General features: G+C 71.4%; 21 protein-coding genes and 1 tRNA gene. 13 read left to right on the top strand and 9 right to left on the bottom strand.

Going from position 1 to position 22,230, the window contains the following annotated elements:
- Positions 1 to 355: 355 nt before the first annotated feature.
- The 3 genes from ACFIF2_RS08670 to ACFIF2_RS08680 form a co-directional block, all read right to left on the bottom strand.
- Positions 356 to 1,027: a response regulator transcription factor gene (locus tag ACFIF2_RS08670; protein WP_121748685.1), complete on the bottom strand. Its 672-nt coding sequence runs from the start codon at positions 1,025 to 1,027 to the stop codon at positions 356 to 358.
- 331 nt (positions 1,028 to 1,358) lie between these two features.
- Complete coding sequence (locus ACFIF2_RS08675; RefSeq protein WP_395571959.1) at positions 1,359 to 2,708, bottom strand: sensor histidine kinase; 1,350 nt, start codon at positions 2,706 to 2,708, stop codon at positions 1,359 to 1,361.
- Positions 2,709 to 2,841: 133 nt separating this feature from the next.
- A complete protein-coding gene (locus ACFIF2_RS08680) occupies positions 2,842 to 4,074 on the bottom strand; it encodes a sensor histidine kinase (protein WP_395571960.1) in 1,233 nt (410 codons plus the stop codon).
- Positions 4,075 to 4,316: 242 nt separating this feature from the next.
- Here ACFIF2_RS08680 and ACFIF2_RS08685 point away from each other — a divergent pair, with 242 nt between their 5' ends.
- From ACFIF2_RS08685 to ACFIF2_RS08740, 12 genes are all read left to right on the top strand, one after another.
- Positions 4,317 to 4,766 (top strand): NADH-quinone oxidoreductase subunit A, encoded by a 450-nt coding sequence (locus ACFIF2_RS08685; RefSeq protein ID WP_395571961.1) that lies wholly within the window; start codon positions 4,317 to 4,319, stop codon positions 4,764 to 4,766.
- A complete protein-coding gene (locus ACFIF2_RS08690) occupies positions 4,757 to 5,398 on the top strand; it encodes an NADH-quinone oxidoreductase subunit B (protein WP_395571962.1) in 642 nt (213 codons plus the stop codon). Before ACFIF2_RS08685 ends, ACFIF2_RS08690 begins: the two co-directional genes overlap by 10 nt.
- Entirely contained in the window at positions 5,395 to 6,654 is a 1,260-nt protein-coding gene (locus tag ACFIF2_RS08695; RefSeq protein WP_395571963.1) for an NADH-quinone oxidoreductase subunit C, read from the top strand. Before ACFIF2_RS08690 ends, ACFIF2_RS08695 begins: the two co-directional genes overlap by 4 nt.
- Positions 6,651 to 7,619: an NADH-quinone oxidoreductase subunit H gene (locus ACFIF2_RS08700; protein WP_395571964.1), complete on the top strand. Its 969-nt coding sequence runs from the start codon at positions 6,651 to 6,653 to the stop codon at positions 7,617 to 7,619. The genes ACFIF2_RS08695 and ACFIF2_RS08700 overlap by 4 nt, the downstream gene beginning before the upstream one ends.
- A gap of 2 nt (positions 7,620 to 7,621) precedes the next feature.
- On the top strand, positions 7,622 to 8,329 hold the full coding sequence (locus ACFIF2_RS08705) for a 4Fe-4S binding protein (RefSeq protein WP_395571965.1): 708 nt from the start codon (positions 7,622 to 7,624) through the stop codon (positions 8,327 to 8,329).
- On the top strand, positions 8,326 to 8,961 hold the full coding sequence (locus ACFIF2_RS08710) for an NADH-quinone oxidoreductase subunit J (RefSeq protein ID WP_395571966.1): 636 nt from the start codon (positions 8,326 to 8,328) through the stop codon (positions 8,959 to 8,961). Before ACFIF2_RS08705 ends, ACFIF2_RS08710 begins: the two co-directional genes overlap by 4 nt.
- A complete protein-coding gene (gene nuoK, locus ACFIF2_RS08715; RefSeq protein ID WP_395571967.1) occupies positions 8,961 to 9,392 on the top strand; it encodes an NADH-quinone oxidoreductase subunit NuoK in 432 nt (143 codons plus the stop codon). Before ACFIF2_RS08710 ends, nuoK begins: the two co-directional genes overlap by 1 nt.
- Entirely contained in the window at positions 9,389 to 11,383 is a 1,995-nt protein-coding gene (locus ACFIF2_RS08720; protein ID WP_395571968.1) for an NADH-quinone oxidoreductase subunit L, read from the top strand. The genes nuoK and ACFIF2_RS08720 overlap by 4 nt, the downstream gene beginning before the upstream one ends.
- A 6-nt stretch (positions 11,384 to 11,389) precedes the next feature.
- On the top strand, positions 11,390 to 12,964 hold the full coding sequence (locus tag ACFIF2_RS08725; RefSeq protein WP_395571969.1) for a NuoM family protein: 1,575 nt from the start codon (positions 11,390 to 11,392) through the stop codon (positions 12,962 to 12,964).
- Positions 12,961 to 14,511 carry an NADH-quinone oxidoreductase subunit N gene (locus tag ACFIF2_RS08730; RefSeq protein ID WP_395571970.1) on the top strand — a complete coding sequence of 517 codons (1,551 nt, stop codon included), beginning with the start codon at positions 12,961 to 12,963 and terminating at the stop codon, positions 14,509 to 14,511. Before ACFIF2_RS08725 ends, ACFIF2_RS08730 begins: the two co-directional genes overlap by 4 nt.
- 261 nt (positions 14,512 to 14,772) lie before the next feature.
- Positions 14,773 to 15,636: a zinc metalloprotease HtpX gene (gene htpX / locus ACFIF2_RS08735; RefSeq protein WP_395571971.1), complete on the top strand. Its 864-nt coding sequence runs from the start codon at positions 14,773 to 14,775 to the stop codon at positions 15,634 to 15,636.
- Positions 15,633 to 16,049: a YccF domain-containing protein gene (locus tag ACFIF2_RS08740; protein WP_395571972.1), complete on the top strand. Its 417-nt coding sequence runs from the start codon at positions 15,633 to 15,635 to the stop codon at positions 16,047 to 16,049. Before htpX ends, ACFIF2_RS08740 begins: the two co-directional genes overlap by 4 nt.
- Before the next feature lie 101 nt (positions 16,050 to 16,150).
- Here ACFIF2_RS08740 and ACFIF2_RS08745 read toward each other — a convergent pair whose 3' ends face one another.
- Complete coding sequence (locus tag ACFIF2_RS08745) at positions 16,151 to 16,639, bottom strand: YajQ family cyclic di-GMP-binding protein (RefSeq protein WP_395571973.1); 489 nt, start codon at positions 16,637 to 16,639, stop codon at positions 16,151 to 16,153.
- A gap of 236 nt (positions 16,640 to 16,875) precedes the next feature.
- Here ACFIF2_RS08745 and ACFIF2_RS08750 point away from each other — a divergent pair.
- Positions 16,876 to 16,957 (top strand) — tRNA-Tyr (locus ACFIF2_RS08750).
- A 164-nt stretch (positions 16,958 to 17,121) separates the two neighbouring features.
- Here ACFIF2_RS08750 and ACFIF2_RS08755 read toward each other — a convergent pair.
- The 5 genes from ACFIF2_RS08755 to ACFIF2_RS08775 all read right to left on the bottom strand — a co-directional run bounded on the left by ACFIF2_RS08755 (position 17,122) and on the right by ACFIF2_RS08775 (position 22,222).
- Complete coding sequence (locus ACFIF2_RS08755) at positions 17,122 to 18,489, bottom strand: tyrosine-type recombinase/integrase (RefSeq protein WP_395571974.1); 1,368 nt, start codon at positions 18,487 to 18,489, stop codon at positions 17,122 to 17,124.
- A gap of 60 nt (positions 18,490 to 18,549) precedes the next feature.
- Entirely contained in the window at positions 18,550 to 18,735 is a 186-nt protein-coding gene (locus ACFIF2_RS08760) for a helix-turn-helix domain-containing protein (RefSeq protein WP_308884014.1), read from the bottom strand.
- Positions 18,736 to 19,171: 436 nt separating this feature from the next.
- A complete protein-coding gene (locus tag ACFIF2_RS08765; RefSeq protein ID WP_395571975.1) occupies positions 19,172 to 20,647 on the bottom strand; it encodes an ATP-binding protein in 1,476 nt (491 codons plus the stop codon).
- A 1-nt stretch (position 20,648) separates the two neighbouring features.
- Positions 20,649 to 21,497 (bottom strand): bifunctional DNA primase/polymerase, encoded by an 849-nt coding sequence (locus ACFIF2_RS08770; RefSeq protein ID WP_395571976.1) that lies wholly within the window; start codon positions 21,495 to 21,497, stop codon positions 20,649 to 20,651.
- Entirely contained in the window at positions 21,494 to 22,222 is a 729-nt protein-coding gene (locus ACFIF2_RS08775) for a DNA methylase (RefSeq protein WP_395571977.1), read from the bottom strand. The genes ACFIF2_RS08770 and ACFIF2_RS08775 overlap by 4 nt, the downstream gene beginning before the upstream one ends.
- Positions 22,223 to 22,230 lie beyond the last annotated feature (8 nt).

Consider the following 22,230-nt stretch of genomic DNA (forward strand, 5'->3'; position numbering starts at 1 on the left):
ATCCTTCGCCCCGACCGGTTTGCGCTGCTCTCCTACGACGGTTCCGTCGGCCTGCTCCGCTGGGCTGCTGACCTGGCTGGTCACTGAAGTGGACCTCCCTCGAGGCGGCTGTCCGGGGAGTGGTCTCCCACCGACCATCCCAGGATCAACCCTACGTCCGCAGGGGTTGACTTCCGGTGGACATTCGCATGATGGACACGACCTCGAGAGGGCCCGCCGACCCGGCGTTCCACGGTTTCCCCGCCCCTGGGCACTCGTGTGGGCGCACCCTGTCCGCGCTTCGGCCTCTCATTCGTTCGGATGACCGGCCGGCTCACGGGCCCGTCCCTCGCTTCCTCGGGACGGGCCGCCCGGGTCAGGAATTGAGATACGTGAGGACGGCGAGAACCCGCCGGTGGTCGCCGTCGCTCGGGGACAGCCCCAGCTTCATGAAGATGTTGCTCACGTGCTTCTCGACGGCCCCGTCGCTCACGACGAGCTGCCGCGCGATCGCGGAGTTCGTCCGCCCCTCGGCCATGAGCCCCAGCACCTCCCGCTCCCGCGGGGTGAGCCCGGCGAGCACGTCCTGCTTGCGGCTGCGCCCGAGCAACTGCGCGACCACTTCGGGGTCCAGCGCCGTCCCGCCCTCCGCGACCCGCACCACCGCGTCCACGAACTCCCGCACTTCGGCCACCCGGTCCTTGAGCAGATAGCCGACGCCGCGACTGGAACCGGCCAGCAGTTCCGTGGCGTAGCGCTCCTCCACGTACTGGGACAGCACCAGGACGCCGAGCCCCGGGTGCGCCTTGCGCAACTGCACCGAGGCCCGCACGCCCTCGTCGGTGTGCGTCGGCGGCATCCGTACGTCCGCCACCACCACGTCCGGCAGCTCGCCCTGCGCGTCCAGCTCGGTGATGGTCTTGATCAAGGCCTCGCCGTCGCCGACACCGGCCACGACCTCGTGCCCGCGGTCGGTCAGCAACCGGGTCAGCCCCTCTCTGAGCAGTACTGAATCCTCGGCGATGACCACCCGCACCCTGTCCTCCACGTTCCTCGGCCCCCCACAGCCCGTCCACCCCACGGCCCGCGCGGCCCACGCCGCGTCCACGAACCGTCCGTGCGACGTGGTCCAGCATTCCAGCATCGGCGGCCGGATGCCGAGGGGCGACGGGAAGAGAGCGGGAAGAGAGCGGGAAGAGCGGGGCGTCAGTCCGGGTCCGGCCACTCGATGGCCGGTTTTCGCGCACGTCGACGGGCCGGGGGGAAGGTGACCGGGCGACGGCTTCGGTGCAGCCGGCGTTCCGCGGCGGCGGGCGCGGCGGGTGTGGCGGGCGCAGCCGGTGCGGCGGGCGCGGTGGGGCGCGGCGGCCCCGTCCGGCTCACCTGGTCGTCGGCTCGCTCCGCCACGGCAGCTCCGCCGTCACCCGCGTCGGGCCTCCGGCCGGCGAGTCCACCACGAGGATCCCGTCCACCGCGTCGAGCCGCTCCGCCAGCCCGGCCAGGCCCGACCCGGCCGACACGTCCGCTCCGCCCACGCCGTTGTCCACGACCTGGAGCATCAGCCGGTTCTCCACCCGCCAGACCTCCACGGCGGCCGACGTGGCCCGGGCGTGCTTGCTGATGTTCTGGAGCAGCTCCGACACCGTGAAGTACGCGATGCCCTCGATCGCCGACGCCGGCCGTTCGGACAGGTCGACCTCCACCCGCACCGGCACGGTGCAGCGGGAGGCGACCGAGGAGAGCGCCGCGTCCAGGCCGCGGTCGGTCAGGACGGCGGGGTGGATGCCCCGGGCCAGGTCCCGCAGCTCCTGGAGGGCCGTCTTCACCTCGCCGTGGGCCTCGTCGACCATGACCGCCGCGGCCCGCGGGTCCTCCTTCAGCTTCTCCTTGGCCAGCCCGAGGTCCATGGCCAGGTTGACCAGGCGGGCCTGCGCCCCGTCGTGCAGGTCGCGCTCGATGCGCCGCAGGTCGGCCGCGGCGGTGTCGACCACGACCCCCCGGTCCGACTCCAGCTCCACCACCCGCGTGGCCAGCCGCGACGGCCCGAGCAGCCCGTGCACCATCACCCGGTCCACCGTCGTCAGCGCCCGGACGATCCACGGCGTCGCCAGCGTGAACAGCAGGCCGACCAGCGCGGTGACGGTGATCTCGAAGGGGTTGTCCAGGTAGATCCGGTGCGTCTCGTCGCCGTACAGCTGCAGCCCGTCCTGGCCGGCGTACATCGGGAACACCCAGAACCACAGCGGGTACGTCAGCATCGCCCATCCGACCACCCAGAAGTTCACGGCGACGACGAACGAGAACACCGCCCACGGGAACTGCAGCACCGAGTACAGCAGGCTCCGCCAGGAGGTGCCGCTCTTGAGGACGGCTCCCATCCAGCCCATCGCGCCCCGCTTCCGCAGCCGCAGCGGCTCGGGGTCGGCCACCCGCAGCCCCAGCAGGCCACGGGCCCGCGCCCGCTCCATCGCGCCGAAGCCCCGGCACCCGGCGAGGGCCGCCGCCAGCACCGGAACGCCGAGGAACGTCACCAGCAGGCCCGCCCCCAGCGACACCATCGTGACGGCGTACGTGAAGAGCAGGATGCCGATCGGCAGACCCAGCAGGACGTAGCCGAACTCCCGCCAGCTGCGCCCCTCGAACGGTGCCCGCAGCCCCGCCGGCAGCCGGTGGCGTCGCGCGGCGGTGTCGCCCCCGAACCCGTAAGTCTGTCCGTAATCCGTGGCCATCGGTGCCGTCCTTCTCCTCGTCCTACGGCTGTGCTGTCGTAACTCCACCCTCCTCGGCCGCGCCGGTACGGGCCATGCGGCCCGTCGGCGTCTCGGAAGGGGGGTTTTCCCCACCCCTCCGGCCGCTCCGTGGCTACCTCGTGCCACCGGACGCGTGGGAGGGGGCGTCGGCGGCCGTGCGGTCCCGCCACGGCAGCTCGGCCGTGACCGCCGTCGGGCCGCCTTCCGGCGAGTCGACGACGAAGAGACCGTCGACCGCGTTCAGCCGGTCGGCGAGCCCTTTCATCCCCGTACCGCCGTCGAGGCGCGCGCCCCCGCGGCCGTCGTCCTCGACCTGTATGAGCAGCCGGTCGGACGACCGCCACACCTCCACGGAGGCGGACCTCGCCCGGCTGTGCTTGCTGATGTTCTGGAGCAGCTCCGAGACGGTGAAGTACGCGATGCCCTCGATGGCCGCCGCGGGACGCTCCGTCAGGTCGACGGTCACCTTGACCGGCACGGTGCAGCGGGAGGCGACCGAGGAGAGCGCCGCGTCCAGGCCGCGGTCGGTCAGGACGGCGGGATGGATGCCCCGGGCCAGGTCCCGCAGCTCCTGGAGCGCCAGCTTCACCTCGCCGTGCGCCTCGTCGACCATGGCCGCCGCGGCGTCCGGGTCCTCCAGCAGCTTCTCCTTGGCCAGCCCCAGCCCCATCGCCAGGTTGACCAGGCGCGCCTGCGCCCCGTCGTGCAGGTCGCGCTCGATGCGCCGCAGGTCGGCCGCCGCGGTGTCGACCACGACCCCCCGGTCCGACTCCAGTTCGGCGATCCGCCGCTCCAGCTCGTCGGACGGGGACAGCAGCGCCCGCACCATCGCCCGGTCGGCGTTGGCCAGCCCGCGCGCGATGAACGGCAGCACCGGCCACAGCACGAACAACGACACCAGCGTGAGGACGAAGGTGAGGATGCCCCAGGGGAGCCGGATGAAGTCGTACAGGACCGTGCGCCAGCCCACCGGGTCCTTCAGCGCCATCCACAACTGCGCGAAGAATCCGCCACCGCCCCGCAACGGCAGCCGGCTCGGCTCGTCCACCCGCACCCCGAGCAGGGCCCGGGCCCGCGCCCGCTCCAGCTTGCCCAGTTGCCGCGCGCCCATGAGCCCGGCCGCGAGCAGCGGGAAACCGATCACCGTGACCGTCAACATGGCACCGGTGAACAGCATCGTCAGGACGTAGACGAATCCGAGCAGCGACGCCGGGAGATTCGCCAGCAGGTGGGCGATCTCCTTCCAGGTGTGCCGGTCGTAGGCGAACCGGGCCGGCGGCGGGCGGTCACCGGGCACGGTGCCGGTGGTCCCGCCGGGGAGCGGTGTCGAGAGGCGTTCGGTCATACGAGTCAGCGTGCCGTGCCGCGCCGCACCGCGCCATGAGGTGGGCCGCCGGGACGCACTGAGGAAAACCCCACCCCGCGTCCCAAGGTGCGACGGGCTGCTTACCGTCTCTTTATCAGGCCCTAGACTCCCGTGCGTACCGTGCGTACAGATCGTCGAACAGCGGCGCTCGGGACAGTGGCAGTGGCAGTGGCAGTGCGCAGTGCAGTGGCACTTGTAGTGACAGGGAGCGAGGGACGGACGTGCCGGAACCGACCGTCGGCGACGTGACCGCCGGCGATGTGCCCGTTGTCTCCGCCGCCGACGCGACCGTCGGCCTCGCGGCGGACTACTTCCAGTCCTACTCCGTCGTCGGGCTGCTCGCCGTCGTCGGCGTGCTCTTCGTCGCCGTCGCCTTCGGCGCCGGCCGCCTGCTGCGGCCCGTGGTCCCGACGCCGGAGAAACTCCTGACGTACGAGTGCGGTGTCGACCCCGTCGGCGAGGGCTGGGCCCACACCCAGGTCCGCTACTACGTCTACGCGTTCCTCTACGTCATCTTCGCGGTCGACTCGATCTTCCTCTTCCCCTGGGCGACGGTCTTCGCCGATCCTGGTTACGGAGCGACGACCCTCGTGGAGATGTTCATCTTCCTCGGCTTCCTCGCCGTGGGCCTGCTCTACGCATACAAGAAGGGCGTCCTGTCATGGACGTGAACCCTGCCGAAAGCCCCGCGGAGCCCGTGCTGCTCCCCGAGCCCAAGCGGCTCGGCGCCCTCGCACGCCTCGCCCCCGAGCCGATGAAGGTCGTCCTGAACTGGGGCCGCCGGTACTCCCTGTGGGTCTTCAACTTCGGCCTCGCCTGCTGCGCGATCGAGTTCATCGCCGCGTCGATGGCCCGCCACGACTTCATCCGGCTCGGCGTCATCCCGTTCGCGCCCGGCCCCCGCCAGGCCGACCTGATGGTCGTCTCCGGCACGGTGACCGACAAGATGGCCCCGGCCGTCAAGCGCCTGTACGAGCAGATGCCCGAGCCGAAGTACGTCATCTCCTTCGGCGCCTGCTCCAACTGCGGCGGGCCCTACTGGGACTCCTACTCCGTGACGAAGGGCGTCGACCAGATCATCCCCGTCGACGTCTACGTCCCCGGCTGCCCGCCGCGCCCCGAGGCGCTGCTCCAGGGCATCCTCAAGCTCCAGGAGAAGATCGCCCGGGAGTCGCTGGGGGAGCGGTACGGCACGTCGCCCCGGCCGTCGACGGCCGCGCTGCGGAGCGGCCTGGTGCGGCCGCCGGCCCCCGACGCGGCGCCGGACTCCGCCGGGGCCTCGGACCCGGGGGAGGCCCGATGACCGCGGTCGGCTGGCTGCCCGCCGGCGCCGGGGAACTCTTCGGTACGGACGCCACGGCCGAGGAGTCGTACGACGTCCTGACCGTGGACGTCCCGCCGGGGTCCTGGATCTCCGCCCTGGAGACCGCCCGCGACCGGCTGGGCTGCACGTACTTCGACTGGCTGAGCGCGGTCGACGAACCCGGCACGGGCTTCCGCGTCGCGGCGCACGTCGTGGCCCTCGGCCCCGTACGCCGGCTGCTGCTGCGTACGACCGTCCCGCACGAGGCCCCGGCCCTGCCCACCGCCGTCGCGGTGTACGCGGGCGCCGCCTGGCACGAGCGCGAGACCCACGAGATGTTCGGCGTCGACTTCCAGGACCACCCCGCGCTGGACCACCTGCTCCTGCCGGAAGGCTTCGAGGGCCACCCCCTGCGCAAGGACTTCGTCCTCGCCGCCCGCGTGGCCAAGGCCTGGCCCGGGGCCAAGGAGCCGGGCGAGTCCGACCACGGCGGCCCCCGGCGCCGCCAGATGCTGCCGCCGGGCGTCCCCGACCCCAACGAATGGGGCCCGCTGAAGGGCCAGCTCCCGCCCGCTCCGGCCCGCCCGGCACGCGGAGCGGGCCGCCCGGCGGGCGAACGCCCGGCCCGCCGGACCCGCACCGCGGCGGAGGGCTCCGCCGGCCAGACCCCACCCGGCGGCGACGCTCCGGTCGCTCCTCGCCGTTCGCGTACGGCGGCGGAGGGCTCGGCCAGTCAAGGGGCCCCGGCCGGTCAAGGGCCCCAGGCCGGGGAGCCTTCGGCCGCTCCGCCGGCCCGGCGTGCGCGCAGCGCGGGTGAGGGTTCGGCGTCGCAGCGGGCAGCGGAGTCCGGCAGCGCGGAACCGAGGCCCGCCCGACGTACCCGGAGCGCGTCCGAGGGCTCGGCGAGCCAGCGGCCCGCCTCCGCGCCGGACACGCCGACCGCCGCCCCCGGCACGCCCGCCGGTGGCGACGCGGGCCGGTCAGGGCGCGCCACGGAACCGGAGCCGAAACCGGCCCCCTCCGCACCGCGCAGCCCGGACGCCCCATGGCACCACGCCCGGCCTGCCTTCGACACCCCCGAGCCCGAGCCCGAACCCGACTCCGAGCCCGAGTCCCGCCGCGACACGGAACCGCGACCGGAACCGACCCCGGACGCCGAGCCGCAGCCGCGGTCTGAGCCGCAGCCGCAGCCGGAACCCGGAGACCACACCGACGACGCGGCGCCCGATACCGACACCCCAGGAGGCCGGCAGTGAACGACGCGCTCGACGTCACCCTGCGCCTCCTGATCGTCTTCGTCGTCTTCCTCACCCTCCCCCTGATCGTCGGTCAGACCGAGCACAAGGTGATGGCCCACATGCAGGGCCGCCTCGGCCCCATGTACGCCGGCGGCTTCCACGGCTGGGCCCAGCTCGTCGCGGACGGCGTGAAGTTCGCGCAGAAGGAGGACGTGGTCCCCGCCGAGGCGGACCGCCGCGTCTTCCAGCTCGCTCCCGCCGTCGCCCTGCTGCCGTACCTCCTGGTCCTGCTGGCCATCCCCATCGGCCCCGGAGAGGGCGCGGTCGGCCAGGTCGTCGACGCGGGCATCTTCTTCGTGCTCGCGGTGATGGGCGTGGGCGTCCTCGGTTCACTCATGGCCGGCTGGTCCTCCGCCAACAAGTTCTCCCTCCTCGGCGGCCTGCGTACCGCCGCCCAACTCCTCGCCTACGAACTCCCGATGCTGCTCACGGCGGCCTCGGTGGCCATGGCGGCCGGCACCGTCTCGCTCGTCGGCATCCTCGACGCCTTCGAGTGGTGGTGGCTGCCCTGGCAGATCGTGGGCGCGATCGTCTTCTTCGTGGCCGGACTGGCCGAACTGCAGCGCCCCCCGTTCGACATGCCGGTCGCCGACTCGGAGATCATCTTCGGCGCCTACACCGAGTACACCGGCCTGCGCTTCGCCCTGTTCCTCCTCGCCGAGTACGCCGGGATCGTCGTCCTGTGCGGCCTGACCACCGTCCTCTTCCTCGGCGGCTGGCACGGTCCCTGGGGCGCCGACGGGCTCGGCTGGGTGTGGACGCTGCTGAAGACGGCCGTCCTCGCCTTCGTCGTGATCTGGCTGCGCGTGACCTACCCCCGTCTGCGCGAGGACCAGCTCCAGAAGCTCTCCTGGACCCTCCTCGTCCCCCTCTCCCTCGCCCAGATCGCCCTCACCGGCGTCGTCAAGGTGGTGATCGCGTAACCATGGCCCCCATCCCCGGCAGCGGCCTGGCCAAGGGCCTGGCCGTCACCCTCCGCACGATGACGAAGAAGACGGTCACCGAGCAGTACCCGGACGCCCAGCCCGAACTCCCTCCCCGCACCCGCGGCGTGATCGGCCTGTTCGAGGAGAACTGCACGGTCTGCATGCTGTGCGCCCGCGAGTGCCCGGACTGGTGCATCTACATCGACTCCCACAAGGAGACGGTCCCGGCGGCGACCCCCGGCGGGCGCGACCGCAGCCGCAACGTCCTCGACCGCTTCGCCATCGACTTCTCCCTGTGCATGTACTGCGGTATCTGCATCGAGGTGTGTCCTTTCGACGCCCTGTTCTGGTCCCCGGAGTTCGAGTACTCCGAGACCGACATCCGCGACCTCACCCACGAACGCGACAAGCTCCGTGAGTGGATGTGGACCGTGCCGGCCCCGCCCGCCCTCGACCCCGGCGCGGAGGAACCGAAGGAACTCGCCGCCGCCCGCAAGACCGCCGACAAGCTGGCCGCCCGGCAGGAGCCGGCCCCGCCCACCGAGCCGCACGCCGACGAACAGGCCCGAGCCGCCGAACGGCCCACCCGCCCGACGGGCGCCTCCGCCCAACAGACGGACCAGCCGAGGCCGGACCGACCGAAGCCGGACCGACCGGGATCCAGCCGGCCGAAGCCGGACCAGCCGGAACAGGAGGGCCGGGAATGACCCTCGCAGCGACCGTCGCGACCGTCGGCCACCTCGCCGCGGGCACCACGACCACCGCCGCCGAATCCCACGGCTTCCTCTCCCCGACCGGCGTCGAGATCGCCTTCCTCCTAGTCGGCCTGGTCACCTTCGGCGCCGCGATCGTCACCGTCACCACCCGGCAGCTCGTCCACGCCGCCCTGTGGCTGGTGGTGGCCCTCGGCGGCCTCGCCGTCGAGTACCTCCTGCTCACCGCCGAGTTCATCGCCTGGGTGCAGGTCCTCATCTACGTGGGTGCCGTCGTCGTCCTCATCCTGTTCGGCCTGATGCTCACCAGGGCGCCGATCGGCAGGTCCGCCGACGCCGACTCCGGCAATCGCTGGGCCGCCCTCGCCGTCGCCGTGGCCTCCGCCGCGACCTTGGTCTGGGTCGTCGTCGACGCCTTCCGCACCACCTGGATCGACCTGGACGGCCCGGCCGCCGGCTCCACCGCCGTGACCGGAGCGAGCCTGTTCCAGAACTGGGTCCTCCCCTTCGAGGCCCTCTCCGTCCTCCTCCTCGCCGCCCTCGTCGGCGCCATCGTCCTGTCCCGCAAGTCCAAGCCGACCCATCCGGCCGGCGCCGACGGTCCCGGCAAGGACGGTGTCCGCTGATGCACCTCGCCTATCCCGCCGTCCTCTCCGTCCTCCTGTTCTGCACCGGCCTGTACGGCGTCCTCGCCCGCCGCAACGCGATCCTGGTCCTGATGTCGGTCGAGCTGATGCTCAACGCCGTCAACCTCAACCTGGTCGCCTTCGACGTCTGGCTCAGCAAGGCCGCCGAGGAGACGCTGCACTCCGGTCAGGCCCTCACCCTGTTCACGATCGCCATCGCGGCCGCCGAGATCGGCATCGGCCTGGCGATCGTGCTCGCCGTCCACCGCAACCGCGGCACCTCGGACATCGACAAGCTCCGCGACACCGCCGAGGGCCCCGACGACGACGGCCCCGACGACCAGGGCCCCGACGACGAGGGTGCCGACGGCCCCGACACCGATGCCCCCGCGACCGGGACGGCCGCCGAGAAGGCTGAGGCCACCGCGTGACCACGACCACCCTCGCCGTACTCGTCCCCCTCCTCCCGTTCCTCGGGGCGGCCGCCGGCCTCCTGCTGGGCCGCGGGGCGCCCGGGTTCGTCCGTCCGCTCGCCGTCCTCCCGACGCTGGCGGCACTCGTCCTCGCCGTCCTGGTCGCCGCCCGCCAGGGCGGCGGACGCGCGGTGGACGCCGTCACGGAGCTGACCCCGACCGGGTCGGTCCCCGTCGAACTGGCCCTGCACATCGACGGCTTCGCCGCCCTCGTCGCCGTCCTGGTCGGCTGCGTCGCCACCTGCGTGCAGATCTACTCGACGGGCTACCTGCGCGACGACCCGCGCTACCCCTCGTACGCCGCTCTCGTCTCCCTGTTCACCTCCGCCATGTTCCTCGTCGTCTACTCCGGCGACCTGATGGTGCTGCTGGTCGGCTGGGAGATCATGGGCATCTGCTCGTACTTCCTGGTCGGCCACTACTGGGAGACCCCTGAGGCCCGCGCGGCCTCCCTCAAGGCCTTCCTGGTGACCAAGCTCGGCGACGTCCCCTTCCTGATCGGCCTGCTCGCGCTGGCCACCGAGGCCGGCTCCTTCCGCATCACCAAGATCCTCGGCGCGGTGGCGAACGGCTCGCTCGACCACCCGACACTGATCGCCCTGCTGCTCCTGGCCGGTGTGGCCGGCAAGTCGGCGCAGTTCCCCCTGCACACCTGGCTTCCCGACGCGATGGCGGGCCCGACGCCCGTCTCCGCGCTGATCCACGCCGCGACGATGGTCGCCGCCGGTGTCTACTTCGTCGCCCGGCTCCTCCCGCTCTTCCAGGCCTCGCGCGCCGCGATGGTCGTCCTCGCCGTCATGGCCGCGATCACGATGGTCGGCTCGGCGCTCGCCGCGCTCGCCCAGGACGACATCAAGCGCGTCCTCGCCTACTCGACCATCGGACAGCTCGGCTACATGACCGGCGCCCTGGCCGCCGGCGACCGCGGTGCCGCCGTCTTCCACCTCCTCACCCACGGCGCCTTCAAGGCGCTGCTGTTCCTCGCTGCCGGCGTGATCATCCACGCGGCCGGCACCAACTCGCTGGCCGCCATGTCCCGCATGCGGGGCCTGCGCGACCGCGTGCCCGACGCGTACTGGACGATGACCGTGGCCCTGCTCGCCCTTGCCGCGATCCCTCCCTTCAGCGGTTTCTTCTCCAAGGAGTCCGTCCTCGTCGTCGCGGAGCACGTGGCCACCGGCCACACCGAGCACGCTCCCGGTGCCGCGGGCTGGACCGTCCTCGTCGCCGGGCTGGTCGCGGCCCTGCTCACCGCCGCGTACGCGACGCGCCTGTGGCTGCTCGCCTTCCGCGGACGGGGTGCCGAGGCCCCCGACCACGGCAGGCAGCCGCTGGCCATGAACGCCGTGCTCTGGGTGCTGGCGATCCCGTCACTGGCCCTCGGCGGGCTCGCCTTCCGGCTGCTGCCCGACTGGTTCGACGGCCACGACCTCACCCCGACGCTCACCACCTCCGTGCTCGGCACGGGCGTGGCCCTGGTCGGCGGCATCGTCACCTATGCGGCCTGGCGCCACACCACGGCGCTCGCGCCCCGCACCCCGCTGGGCGCGGTCGCGGCCCACCCGGAGGGCGACGCCGCCCTGGTGGAGGCCGAGGCCATCGCCAGCCACACGCCCGCCTACGGAGACATCGCGTACGCCCCCGACCCGTCGGATCCCGGACGGCTCCTGCTGGGCCCGCTGCACCGGCACGCGGCCGTCGGCTTCCACCTGGACGCGGTGTACACGACGCTCCTCGTCCGGCCGGTCCAGGCCGGCGCGAGCCTCGTCCGGTTCCTCGACCGCGAGGTCGTCGACACCTACGTACGCGCGGCGGGCACCCTGCCCCGATGGCTCGGGACCGCCGTACGCCGGGCCCAGACCGGCAATGTGCAGACCTATGTGAGCGCGCTGCTCGCCGGCACCGTCGTCCTCGCGGTCGCCGCCGTCCTCGTCGCCTCGGGAGCGTGAGCAGGCGTGATCGATATCAACGAGTCCGTGATGCAGTTCCTTCTGGCGTTCCTCGTCGTCGGCCCGCTTCTCGGCGCCGCCGCCGCTCTCCTGCCGGCCCCGCCCGGGCTGAAGGGGAAGTCACCCGACCAGGCCGTCCTGCGGCACGGCGTCACCGTCACCGGCGCCGTCCTCATCGCCGCGATCGTCCTCGTGCTCGGCTTCGACCACGACCGTCCGTCGAAGATGCAGGCCAGCACGGACATCAGCTGGATCCCCGCACTCGACGTGCGCATCCACCTCGGCATCGACGGCATCTCCCTCCCCCTGCTGGTCCTGACCGCGCTGCTGACGTTCCTCTGCGCGCTCTACTCGTACCGCAAGATGCCGACGGGCCCGAGCCCGAAGGCATTCGTCGCACTGCTGCTCGTCCTGGAGTCCGGCACCCTCGCGACCTTCGCCGTCCTCGACCTGATCCTGTTCTTCCTCGCCTTCGAGATGGTCCTCATCCCGATGTACTTCCTCATCGCCCGCTGGGGCGGCGAGGGACGGGCCGGGGCGGCCTGGAAGTTCATCCTCTACACCCTCCTCGGCTCCGTCGTCATGCTGCTCGGCCTGCTCCTGGTCGGGCTCGGCGCGGGCACATTCGACATGGTGGCACTCGCCACTGACAACGGCCGGTCGCTGACCACATCCGTGCAGGTCATCGCCGTTCTGGCGATCGGGATCGGGCTCGCGGTCAAGACCCCGATGTGGCCGCTGCACAGCTGGCTGCCCGACGCCCACACCGCCGCGCCGACCGTCGGCTCGGTCCTGCTGGCGGGTGTCCTGCTGAAGATGGGCACGTACGGCTTCGTCCGGATCCTCCTCCCGGTCGCACCGGAGGGTTTCCAGACCTTCGCGCCCTACCTCGCCGCGCTCGCCGTCGTCGGCATCGTCTACGGCTCCCTGGCCTGCCTGGCCCTCGCCAGGAAGGGCGCCAAGGGCGACCTCAAGCGCCTCATCGCCTACTCCTCCGTCGGCCACATGGGCTTCGTCCTGCTCGGCATCGCCACCATGACCCCGACCGGCGTCAACGGCGCGCTGTTCGCCAACATCGCCCACGGCCTCATCACCGGCCTGCTCTTCTTCGTCGTCGGCGCGCTCAAGGACCGCACCGGCACCACCGACCTCGACACCCTCGCCGAGGAGACCGGAGCCGCCCTGTACGGCAAGGCACCGCGCCTCGGCGGCCTGCTGGCCTTCGCCGCGGTCGCCTCGCTCGGCCTGCCGGGGCTGGCCGGGTTCTGGGGCGAGATGCTGGCCCTGTTCGGCGCCTTCGACCCCCACGAGGACCTCAGCCGTCCCGCCTTCCTCACCTTCATGGCCGTCGCCGCGTTCGGCACCCTGCTGACCGCCGCGTACATGCTGATCGTGGTCCGCCGCGTGTGCATGGGCGCCGTCCCGCGGGAAGCCCCGAAGCTCACCGACGTGCGCACGTACGAGTTCGCCGCCTGGACGCCGCTCGTCGTCCTCACCGTCGTCGCCGGACTGTGGCCCAGGACCCTCCTGGGGCTGACCGACCCGGCCGTGCAGCAGCTCCTCTCAGGAGGCACCCGATGAGCGCCCCGGCCGCCCAGTCGCTCGCCGGGTCCGCGGCGCAGCCGCTGGCCCAGAACCTCGTCCAGTCCGTCGACTGGCTCGCCATCGCGCCGCCCACCATCGCGGCGGTCGTCGGACTCGTCGTCCTCGTCGCCGACCTGTTCGTCAAGGACACCCGCAAGGCCCTGCTCGGCTGGGTGGCGGTCGCCGGACTCGCCGCCTCCGCGCTCATGCTGCTGCCCCTGGTGGGGGACGACCGCTCGACCTTCTGCCTGACCGGCGACGCCGACGTCTGCAGCTACACCGCGGACACCTTCACCCTCGCCGTCCAGTTCCTGGTCCTCGGCGGAGCCCTGCTGACCGCCCTGCTGTCGGTCACCGCGGTGAAGGACGCGAACCGCGGCCTCCCCGAGGGCGAGTTCTGGTTCCTGCTGCTCTCCTCCGCCGCCGGCGCCGCCCTCCTGCCCGCCTCCCGCGACCTCGCCACCCTCGTCGTCGCCCTGGAGGTCGCCTCCCTGCCCGCCTTCGCCCTCGTGGGCCTGCGGCAGGGCGACCGACGGTCCTCCGAGGCGGCCCTGAAGTTCTTCCTGTCCTCGGTCACCGCGACCGCGGTCAGCCTCATGGGCATCAGCTTCGTGTACGCCTCCACAGGCACCCTCTACCTCACCCAGGTGGCCGAACGCGTCCCGGACGTCGACGGGCAGCTCACCACGCTCGCCCATACCGGCGTCGTCCTCACCCTCGTCGGCTTCGCCTTCAAGACGGCCGCCGTGCCCTTCCACTTCTGGGTGCCCGACACCTACGTGGGCGCGCCGCTGCCGATCGCCGCCTACCTGTCGGTCGTCGGCAAGGCCGTCGGCTTCACGGGCCTGATCCTCGTCACGGTCATCGCCCTCCCGTCCTACGCCGACGTCTGGGGCCCCGCCCTCGCCGTCCTCGCCGCGCTCACCATGACCGTCGGCAACGTCGGCGCCCTCCGCCAGCGGCCCACGCGCGCGTACAGCGCGGTACGCCTGCTCGCCTGGTCGTCCGTGGGCCAGGCCGGTTACCTCCTGGTGCCGATCGCCGCCGCCGCGTACTCCGACGACCCCGAACGCTCCATCGGCTCCACCGTCGCCTACGCCCTGATGTACGCGGCGGTGAACCTCGGCGCCTTCGCGGTGGCCGCCCTGGTGGGCCGTACGAGGTCCCGCAACCGCGTCGCCGACTACCGGGGCCTGTACGCGTCCAACCCCCTGACGGCGCTCCTCCTGGCCTTCTTCCTGCTCTGCCTGGCCGGACTGCCGCCCGGCATCATCGGCCTGTTCGCCAAGGTCACCGTCTTCTCCGCGGCCGTCGACGCGGGACTCGGCTGGCTGGCCGTCGTCATGGCGGTCAACGTCGTCATCGCGCTGTTCTACTACCTCCAATGGACGGCCCTGCTCTTCCGGACGCCCGCGGAGGCGGCGGAGAAGCACCGCGTGCCCGCGCCCCTCACCGCCGCGATCACCGTGGCCGCGGTCCTCGCCGTGGCGCTCTCGGGAGCACCCCAGCTCATCCTGCGCTTCGCCGACACCGGACTCTTCTGAGCAGCGGCCGCCCGCGCACGCGCGCGGGCGGCGGACGACCGCCACGCGCGCGTGCCGCTCCCCCCGCCCTCACCCGTACGGAGCAGGCGCGCCGCCGAGGGCGCCGGGGAACTGGCGGCCCTCGCCTGGCGTTGACCAGTACAGAAGGGTCCACTGGACGTGACGCCACGCCACCGGTGGCGTCGGAGACCAGGAAGCAACCACAGCGAGCGACACCAGCAAGCAAAGGGTTCCCCTGCTGCACCACTTGGAGGGCGTACCGTGCACCGCCGGCACAACGGGCTCAGGACCGCAGTACTCCTCGGGGGACTGTCCGCGCTCATCATCGTCATCGGCAGCTTCTTCGGCCGAGCGGGGCTCGTCGTCGCCGTCCTCGTCGCCCTGGGCACCAACGCGTACGCGTACTGGAACAGCGACAGGCTGGCCCTGCGCGCGATGCGGGCCCGCCCGGTCAGCGAGTTCGAGGCCCCGGCGCTGTACCGCATGGTCCGCGACCTCTCCACGCAGGCCCGCCAGCCCATGCCCCGCCTGTACATCTCGCCGACGGAGGCGCCGAACGCCTTCGCGACCGGCCGCAACCCGCGCAACGCGGCCGTGTGCTGCACCGAGGGCATCCTGCGCCTGCTCGACGAGCGCGAGCTGCGCGGTGTCATCGGACACGAGCTGAGCCACGTCTACAACCGCGACATCCTCATCTCGTCCGTCGCCGGCGCCCTCGCCTCGGTGATCATGTTCCTGGTCAACTTCGCCTGGCTGATCCCCATCGGACGCTCCAACGACGATGACGGACCCGGTTTGCTGGGCATGCTCCTCATCATGATCCTCGGTCCGCTCGCCGCCACCGTCATCCAGCTGGCGATCAGCCGCTCCAGGGAGTACGAGGCGGACGCCTCCGGCGCCCAGCTCACCGGCGACCCGATCGCCCTCGCCGGCGCCCTGCGCAAGCTCGACATGGGGACGAAGCAGCTGCCGTTGCCCCCGGAGCCCCGGATCGAGACCGCCAGTCACATGATGATCGCGAACCCTTTCCGCCCCGGACAGGGTCTGTCGAAGATGTTCTCCACCCATCCGCCGATGGCGGAGCGAATCGCCCGACTCGAAAAGATGGCAGGTCATCAGCAGTGAAGACCATCCTCAACGTCATATGGCTCGTGCTCAGCGGCTTCTGGCTGTTCCTCGGCTACCTGCTCGCGGGCGTACTGCTCTGCGTCACGATCATCGGAATCCCGTTCGGCATCGCGGCCTTCCGCATCGGCGTCTACGCGCTGTGGCCCTTCGGGTACACGGCGGTCGAGCGCCGCGACGCGGGAGCGCCCTCGTGCGTCGGCAACGTGCTCTGGCTGATCCTCGCGGGCTGGTGGCTCGCCATCGGCCACATCGTCACCGGCGTCGTGCTGTGCGTCACGATCATCGGCATCCCGCTGGGCATCGCCAACTTCAAGCTGATCCCGGTCTCGCTGCTGCCGATGGGACGCGAGATCGTACGGACGGACCAGCCGTTCACCGCGACCGCCGGCACCCAGCGGACCGGCTGGTAGACCGTCTTCTCCACAGCCGCGAGGTTGCCCACAGCCGAGGGAGCCTAGGGAGGGCGGACACCGCCGGTGCCCGCCCTCCCTAGGCCCTGCCGCTCAGCGGCTCACCGGTAGTTGACGAACTGCAGGGCGAAGTCGAAGTCCTGGCCCTTCAGCAGGGAGATCACGGTCTGCAGGTCGTCCCGGCTCTTGGAGCTGACCCGCAGTTCCTCGCCCTGCACCTGCGCCTTCACGCCCTTGGGGCCCTCGTCGCGGATCAGCTTGGCCACCTTCTTCGCGTTCTCCTGGGAGATGCCCTCCTGGATCGACGCGAAGATCTTGTACTCCTTGCCGGAGAGCTGGGGCTCGCCCGCGTCCAGGGCCTTCAGCGAGATGCCACGCTTGACCAGCTTGGACTGGAAGACGTCGAGGACGGCGTTCACCCGGTCCTCGGAGTTGGCCTCCATGAGGATCTTCTCCCCGGACCAGGAGATCGAGGCACCCACGCCCTTGAAGTCGTAGCGCTGCGAGATCTCCTTGGCGGCCTGGTTGAGGGCGTTGTCGACCTCCTGCCGCTCGACCTTCGAGACGATGTCGAAACTGGAGTCGGCCATGTCCTGTGGCTCCTTGTATCTGGGTGCGTGTCGGGCCGCGTGTCGGCTCCGTACCGGCGTACAACGGCGGCCGCCGGGCCCGGCAGGGGTCCTCGGCCGCATCCGGACAAGCCTAGCCACCCGCCGCCCCCCGAGTGGCGATCAATCGGGTGGCGAAGCACCCCTCCCCATCGGGTATTGTTTACGTCGTTGCCACGGAGCACCGCCGAAAGGCGGTTCGACAGGCAGCGAACCCCGGCGGTGTGCCCGAGCGGCCAAAGGGAGCAGACTGTAAATCTGCCGGCTCAGCCTTCCCAGGTTCGAATCCTGGCGCCGCCACACGACCGAAAGGGTCTGTGACCAGCAGCAATGCTGATCGCAGACCCTTTCGTCGTTGACGGGCCCGACCTGATCGTTATGGGTGCTTTTTCCCAGTGTGTCTCACCCTGATTCGGGTGCTGACCAGTCGGTGTGGGGCAGGCGTGGGGCAGCTTCCGCTTCTCCTAGCTGCCGTTCTTCAGCGCCCGCTCGATCCGGGCGTTCGCTGTGGCGGCGCCGCCGTCCAGGCACTTGGCGTAGACCCGGAACAGCACGGCCACGCTGTGACCGGCGCGCGCGGCGACCTCCTGCGGCTCCACCCCGGAACTGAGCCACGTGGATACCGCGGCGTGGCGAAGATCATATGGACGCTTCGCCAGCAGCGACGCGCACTGAGCGGGCGTGAGAGCACGCGCACGGGCTTCCGCCCACACTTCGCCGTATCCGGTGTCCTGGATGAGCCCGCCGCGTTGCGTCCGGAACAGCCTCCCGTCGGGGGCGACGCCGTACGCGGTGACGTGCCACCGGAGCAGGTTCACGAGATCGGGCGGGATCGGAACGGTGCGGACGGCCTTCCGGGGGCGGTGCTTCAGCCCACGCCGGTCGTGAGCCTCGCCGCTGTCCGTCCAGGCCGAACCCGAGCGTGGGCGAGTCTCCCGGAGTCGCAGAGTGCCCCACCCCCGGCGGGGCAGGTCACAGTCCTGGAGGCGCAGGCCGATGACTTCCGCCGGCCGTGCCGCCGCGTAGTACATGCAGCCGAAGAACGCGACCAGGCGCCGCCCACGAGGGCTCTGCGTGCGCACAGCGTCGAGTAGCGCGAGAGCCTGCCGGGGGTCCGGCACTGAAGCGGGGTCCAGTTCCTCCGCTACCTGCTCCGGAGACTTCCACTGCACCTGTGGCAAGGGGTTTTCCGTCAAGCGTCCAGCGTCAACGGCGTAGCCGAGAGCGTTGTGAAAGATGGCCCGCTTCCGGCGGATGGTCGACGCTGCCGCCGTGGTGCCGTCCAGCTTCTTGGTCAAGGCGTTCAGGGCGGCGCGTACTTTCATCCGGTCGGCCAGCGCGGACGTGGGCAGGGACTTCCGCTCGAACCATGCCAGCACGGCGGCCACGTCGTCCGGCGGTTCCTGGTCACGGCGGCTCACGTTGAATGCCCAGCTATAGAGGGCCGTCCGTACCGTCTGAGCATCCGCCATGCCCTTGGTGTCCCTGACGAGAGCGGGTGCAATGGTGGCCATGGCTTCCGCGAGCGTCCGACGTGTGGAGCCGGGGGAGTGCTGCCACTTCATCTCGATGTACTCGCGGGCGTGCCGGTACCAACTGACGTCGTTGCGCTGCCGCAACTCGGAGAGCGGCGCCCCGGTGGTCTCATCGAAGGGCTCGCCGGCGTGAGCCGCCCGCAGCAGTTCGGCGCGGCGGCCCTGTGCCAGTGTCTTGGTGCGGAAAGTCTGAGAGTGCGGAATGTCGCCCGTCTTCCAGCGCAATTCCGCAGAGGTCTGTCCACGGTCCTTCCGTTGTCGGATGGACCAGATTCGAACGTCGTACGTCTTGCCCATCGGGGGCCTTCCTGCGAAAGGGCCCCGCCATGGCGGAGCCCTGCCGTTGCGGTCAGGGGATCAGGCTGCGATCTCGTGCGTGGCCCACCACGCGTCAAGGTCGCTGCGGCGGCACCGAATATGCCCGTTGGGGAGTTTGATGAGCTTGGGGGCCTTGCCACGGGCGCGCATGCGGTAGAAGGCGGCGCGGCTCATCTCGATCTCTTCGAGGACTTCGGGGAGCTTGAGCATTTTGGGGCGGGCCATCGTTGCTACTCCTCGGTCTGGTTGATCTCGGGGTGGTGGTGTGTCCGAGGTGCGGATTTCTGCGTCACTGCGTCAAACGCGTCATGCGAGTCTGTGACCTGGGGGTTTGTGTGACTCGGCGGCGTCGGGTGTCTGTCACGGCCGGGTGCGTGTGTCACGGGCTGTGACGCGGGTGACGTGGTGTGACGCGGGTTCGGGGTGTCTGTGTCACGCTCGTTCGAGCAGGTCAGGGGCCGTCCTCGTGGTGATGGATGACGTGGTGACGCAGGGGCTCTCTCTTAGGACAAGAGAGGGGGGTGGTCCTGTTTGTAGTGCGCTGCGGTGTTAAAGAAGGAGCCGCTTCGCGGCGCGTCCTTGGGGCGGCTGTCGCCGAACAGCAAGAGGAGCACCAGGGCGCCGGGTGCTCCTCTTGCTTGTCGTGCAGCCGAGCGTGCTGTCAGTGCAGGGCGCCCTGCTGGTGCAAGGGCTCGGGTACGGGGCGGGTCATGGAGATGTAGCGGGCGGTGCGGGTGCGTCCCCAGTCGATGACGACGCCTCGGGCGGCGAAGGTGGGCTGGAGTCGCTTGAGCCGGTCGGAGAGGACTTTGCCGGTGGTGGGCCAGCCCTTGGGCAGGGGACGGCAGTCCTCGCCGCTGTGGAGGCGGCTGAGGCAGTCCAGCCATTCGGAGGAGGTCATGCGCTGCTCTGTGCCCGGTTCGAGTCCGGCGGCGTGGTGCAGGACGGTCTGTGCGAGGAGGTCGCCCTCGATCACGTCGTCGTTCAGTTCGTCGAGGCTGGCCCGGTAGGCGGGCAGTGAGGCGAGGCCGGTGGCCGTGTCGAACTGCGCGCACAGGTGGGCGAAGTCGGCCATGCGCAGGTCGGTGGGGGTGGGGGCGGTTGCGGCGCGGACCTTGACGGTGAGGTCGAGGAGCGAGCCGAGGATGACGGGCAGGGCGATTGTGAAGTCGGCCCACAGTTCCGCTTCGGTGCGCCGCACCGTCGGGCGTTCCAGGCGCAGCGGCAGGAGGCGTTCGGCCAGGTCGGGGCGGATGACGCCGACGTCGATGCCGGTCAGGAGCAGGGGGCGGCGGTAGCGGGAGCGGTACACGTCGCCGTCGCTGAACAGGGCGCGCTTGATGGACTCGGCTCCGGTGACGATGCAGCACATGAGGTCGGACAGGTCGGGGGCCAGGTGGGAGAGGTTGTCCAGAGCGGTGATCCAGCCCGCCGCCACGGCGGTGATCAGGCTCTCCTCATCCTTGGGCGCGCGGCGCAGGTCGCCGCTCATGCCCTCGATAATGCGCACGAGCATGCGGCCCGCGGTGGACTTGCCGGCGCCCTGGGGGCCGGTGAGGAACGGCGCCGGCACGGGGACGCCCGGCTCCAGGCAGCCGACGAGCCAGGCCAGCGCCAAGCATTCGGTGTCGGGGGTGGCGAAGTTGGTCAGCCTCAGCAGAGCGTCGATGCCCTGCCCGGCGGTGTCCTTGGCGGGCAGGGGCAGTTCGCCGGTGAGCTGGGTGCGCCTCCAGCAGACCTCGGCGGGGTCGGGAATGGCGATGGTCCAGCCGGTGGGGTGGATGCGCACGGACTGGCCGTCGTCGCGGCCGAGGTCGAGCCAGGTGGCCCCGTCCGAGCCGGGTGCCACACGGATGTGGGTGGCCTGCACGTCCTGGGAGAGGGCGAGTGCTTCGATCAAGTCCAGTGCCTCCTTCAAGGCGGTGCCGTTGAATACGCCGACCCCGTCCTGGAACAGGCCCACCATGAGTTCCTGCCGGTGGCTTCCGGTGGTGCCCTGGGAGCGGATCGGGCGGGCCACGGGGTGGCCGTTGCGCTGGGCGTAGACGGTGCCGTCGACGGTGCGGAAGTAGCGGAAATGGGCCTGCGCGTACTCGGTGATGACCTCGCGGCCCGGCGTCTTCTCGTCCTCGGACATGTCACAGTCCCAACGTGGTGCGGGCGTTGGTCCACGCGTCCGCGCAGTGCCGGGCCGTCTCGCCCTTGGCCTGCGCGGCGGTGAACAGCCGGGCGACGTGGGCGTCGGTGAGGCAGCCGCACCGACCGTGCCGGGACAGCACCGCGAGGAACGCCCGGTACACGGTCGCGTGGACCGCACTAGACGCCTCCGTGATGCGCTGCTCCGCCATGGCGACGCCCCGTTCCAGGAACGCGGGCGTGCGGTGCGGGCACTCCCCCTGACCGCCGCCCACGAGCCCTGAGAGCGCCTGTGCCGCCCTGGGGGCGGGGGGCGGCTCCTTTACTGCCAGGGCGCGTACAGCGTCCGGCAGAGCGGCCATGACGCCGACACCGGGTCCGAGCCAACGGGCGTAAGCCATGGACGACTTGATGTCGACCCCGGGCCGCACCGCATTGCGGGACGCCATGGCGCCCCGGTAGATCCAGTGCTCACCGCGCGTCGTCGGCACGATCCGCGTGGCGGGCAGCGCGGTGCGGGCCCACCGGATGGCATCCGCGTCGTCCAGGTCGACCACGGTCAGGTCGGCGCCGCCGGGGTGGTAGGCGACGCACACCGCCTGCCGCCACGCCGCCGCCCACGCGGGTGAGACGATGACGGCCGGGTCGGTGGTGGCGGCGGCCCACGCGTGGCAGGGGGCCGGGCACCGGCACGGGCCCGGGACCCTCATGTTCGGCCGGCCGCCGCACGCGTTGTCCGCGCACGCCGTGCAGTTGCCGAACGGGACCTTGCCCCGGCGTAGGGGCAGTACAGGCACGCCGGATGCGGCGAGGCTCAGCGCCGCGTGCTGGGGGTGCAGCGTCGCGCTCATGCCGCCACCTCCAGCGTGGTGGTGGCGAGGAACGCGGCGCCGATGTGTTCGGTGTAGGCGGGCGGGATGGCCTCGGTCAGTTCCTCGCGGACGTCGGTCCAGTCGATGCCCATCGCCGCTTGCAGCTCGGGGATGCTGGGCTTTCCGCCGCCGTTGCCGTAGGCGGCCACGTAGGGGCCGTCGTAGAAGCGGCCGTGCCGGTAGCCGCGCACCCGGCCCCGGTGCGGCCGGTGGGCGGGCTGCGGGGCGGTCCAGCCGCCGGCCTCGAAGTTGCGGTGCCGGATCACTCCGAGACCGAACATCTCCCCGCACAGGGTGAGGTCTTTGCGGATCTTCGCGCGGCCGTTGGGCTGCTCGATCACGTACGGCAGGCCCGTGGCGTCCAGCAGCTTGCGGGTGGGGGCGACGAGGTCGACGTGCGTGCGGCCCCAGCCCTGCGAGGCGTTCGTGCCCACGGTGAGGGCGCAGCCGTGCTGGCAGGGCGGGGAGGCGTGCACGAACGCGTACCGGCGGATCTCGCCGGTGGCGATGAGGTGGGCGAGGTAGGCGAGGGCGTCGCCGTGGTGGCGGGGGAAGGGGTAGTTGGGTCGGTCGGCGTTGTCGCAGCCGTCGACCGCGAATCCGGCGCGGGCGTAGCCCACGGCGGCGCCGCCGGCGCAGCAGAACAGATCCAGTAGGCGCGGCCGTGGGGCGCGCACTCGCCGGATGGTGGTGGGTTGCGTCATGCTGGAGA

The organism is Streptomyces sp. BK79 (genome assembly GCF_044142145.1).
GTDB lineage: Bacteria > Actinomycetota > Actinomycetes > Streptomycetales > Streptomycetaceae > Streptomyces.

Bases quoted from the DNA above. Each gene is read 5' to 3' on its own strand.
- ACFIF2_RS08760 (WP_308884014.1), bottom strand. From the start codon at position 18,735: ATGGCCCGCCCCAAAATGCTCAAGCTCCCCGAAGTCCTCGAAGAGATC.
- ACFIF2_RS08680 (WP_395571960.1), bottom strand. From the start codon at position 4,074: ATGACCGAACGCCTCTCGACACCGCTCCCCGGCGGGACCACCGGCACC.
- ACFIF2_RS08730 (WP_395571970.1), top strand. From the start codon at position 12,961: ATGAGCGCCCCGGCCGCCCAGTCGCTCGCCGGGTCCGCGGCGCAGCCG.
- ACFIF2_RS08755 (WP_395571974.1), bottom strand. From the start codon at position 18,489: ATGGGCAAGACGTACGACGTTCGAATCTGGTCCATCCGACAACGGAAG.
- ACFIF2_RS08745 (WP_395571973.1), bottom strand. From the start codon at position 16,639: ATGGCCGACTCCAGTTTCGACATCGTCTCGAAGGTCGAGCGGCAGGAG.
- ACFIF2_RS08775 (WP_395571977.1), bottom strand. From the start codon at position 22,222: ATGACGCAACCCACCACCATCCGGCGAGTGCGCGCCCCACGGCCGCGC.
- ACFIF2_RS08690 (WP_395571962.1), top strand. From the start codon at position 4,757: ATGGACGTGAACCCTGCCGAAAGCCCCGCGGAGCCCGTGCTGCTCCCC.
- ACFIF2_RS08695 (WP_395571963.1), top strand. From the start codon at position 5,395: ATGACCGCGGTCGGCTGGCTGCCCGCCGGCGCCGGGGAACTCTTCGGT.
- ACFIF2_RS08710 (WP_395571966.1), top strand. From the start codon at position 8,326: ATGACCCTCGCAGCGACCGTCGCGACCGTCGGCCACCTCGCCGCGGGC.
- ACFIF2_RS08770 (WP_395571976.1), bottom strand. From the start codon at position 21,497: ATGAGCGCGACGCTGCACCCCCAGCACGCGGCGCTGAGCCTCGCCGCA.
- ACFIF2_RS08675 (WP_395571959.1), bottom strand. From the start codon at position 2,708: ATGGCCACGGATTACGGACAGACTTACGGGTTCGGGGGCGACACCGCC.
- nuoK (WP_395571967.1), top strand. From the start codon at position 8,961: ATGCACCTCGCCTATCCCGCCGTCCTCTCCGTCCTCCTGTTCTGCACC.
- ACFIF2_RS08705 (WP_395571965.1), top strand. From the start codon at position 7,622: ATGGCCCCCATCCCCGGCAGCGGCCTGGCCAAGGGCCTGGCCGTCACC.
- ACFIF2_RS08765 (WP_395571975.1), bottom strand. From the start codon at position 20,647: ATGTCCGAGGACGAGAAGACGCCGGGCCGCGAGGTCATCACCGAGTAC.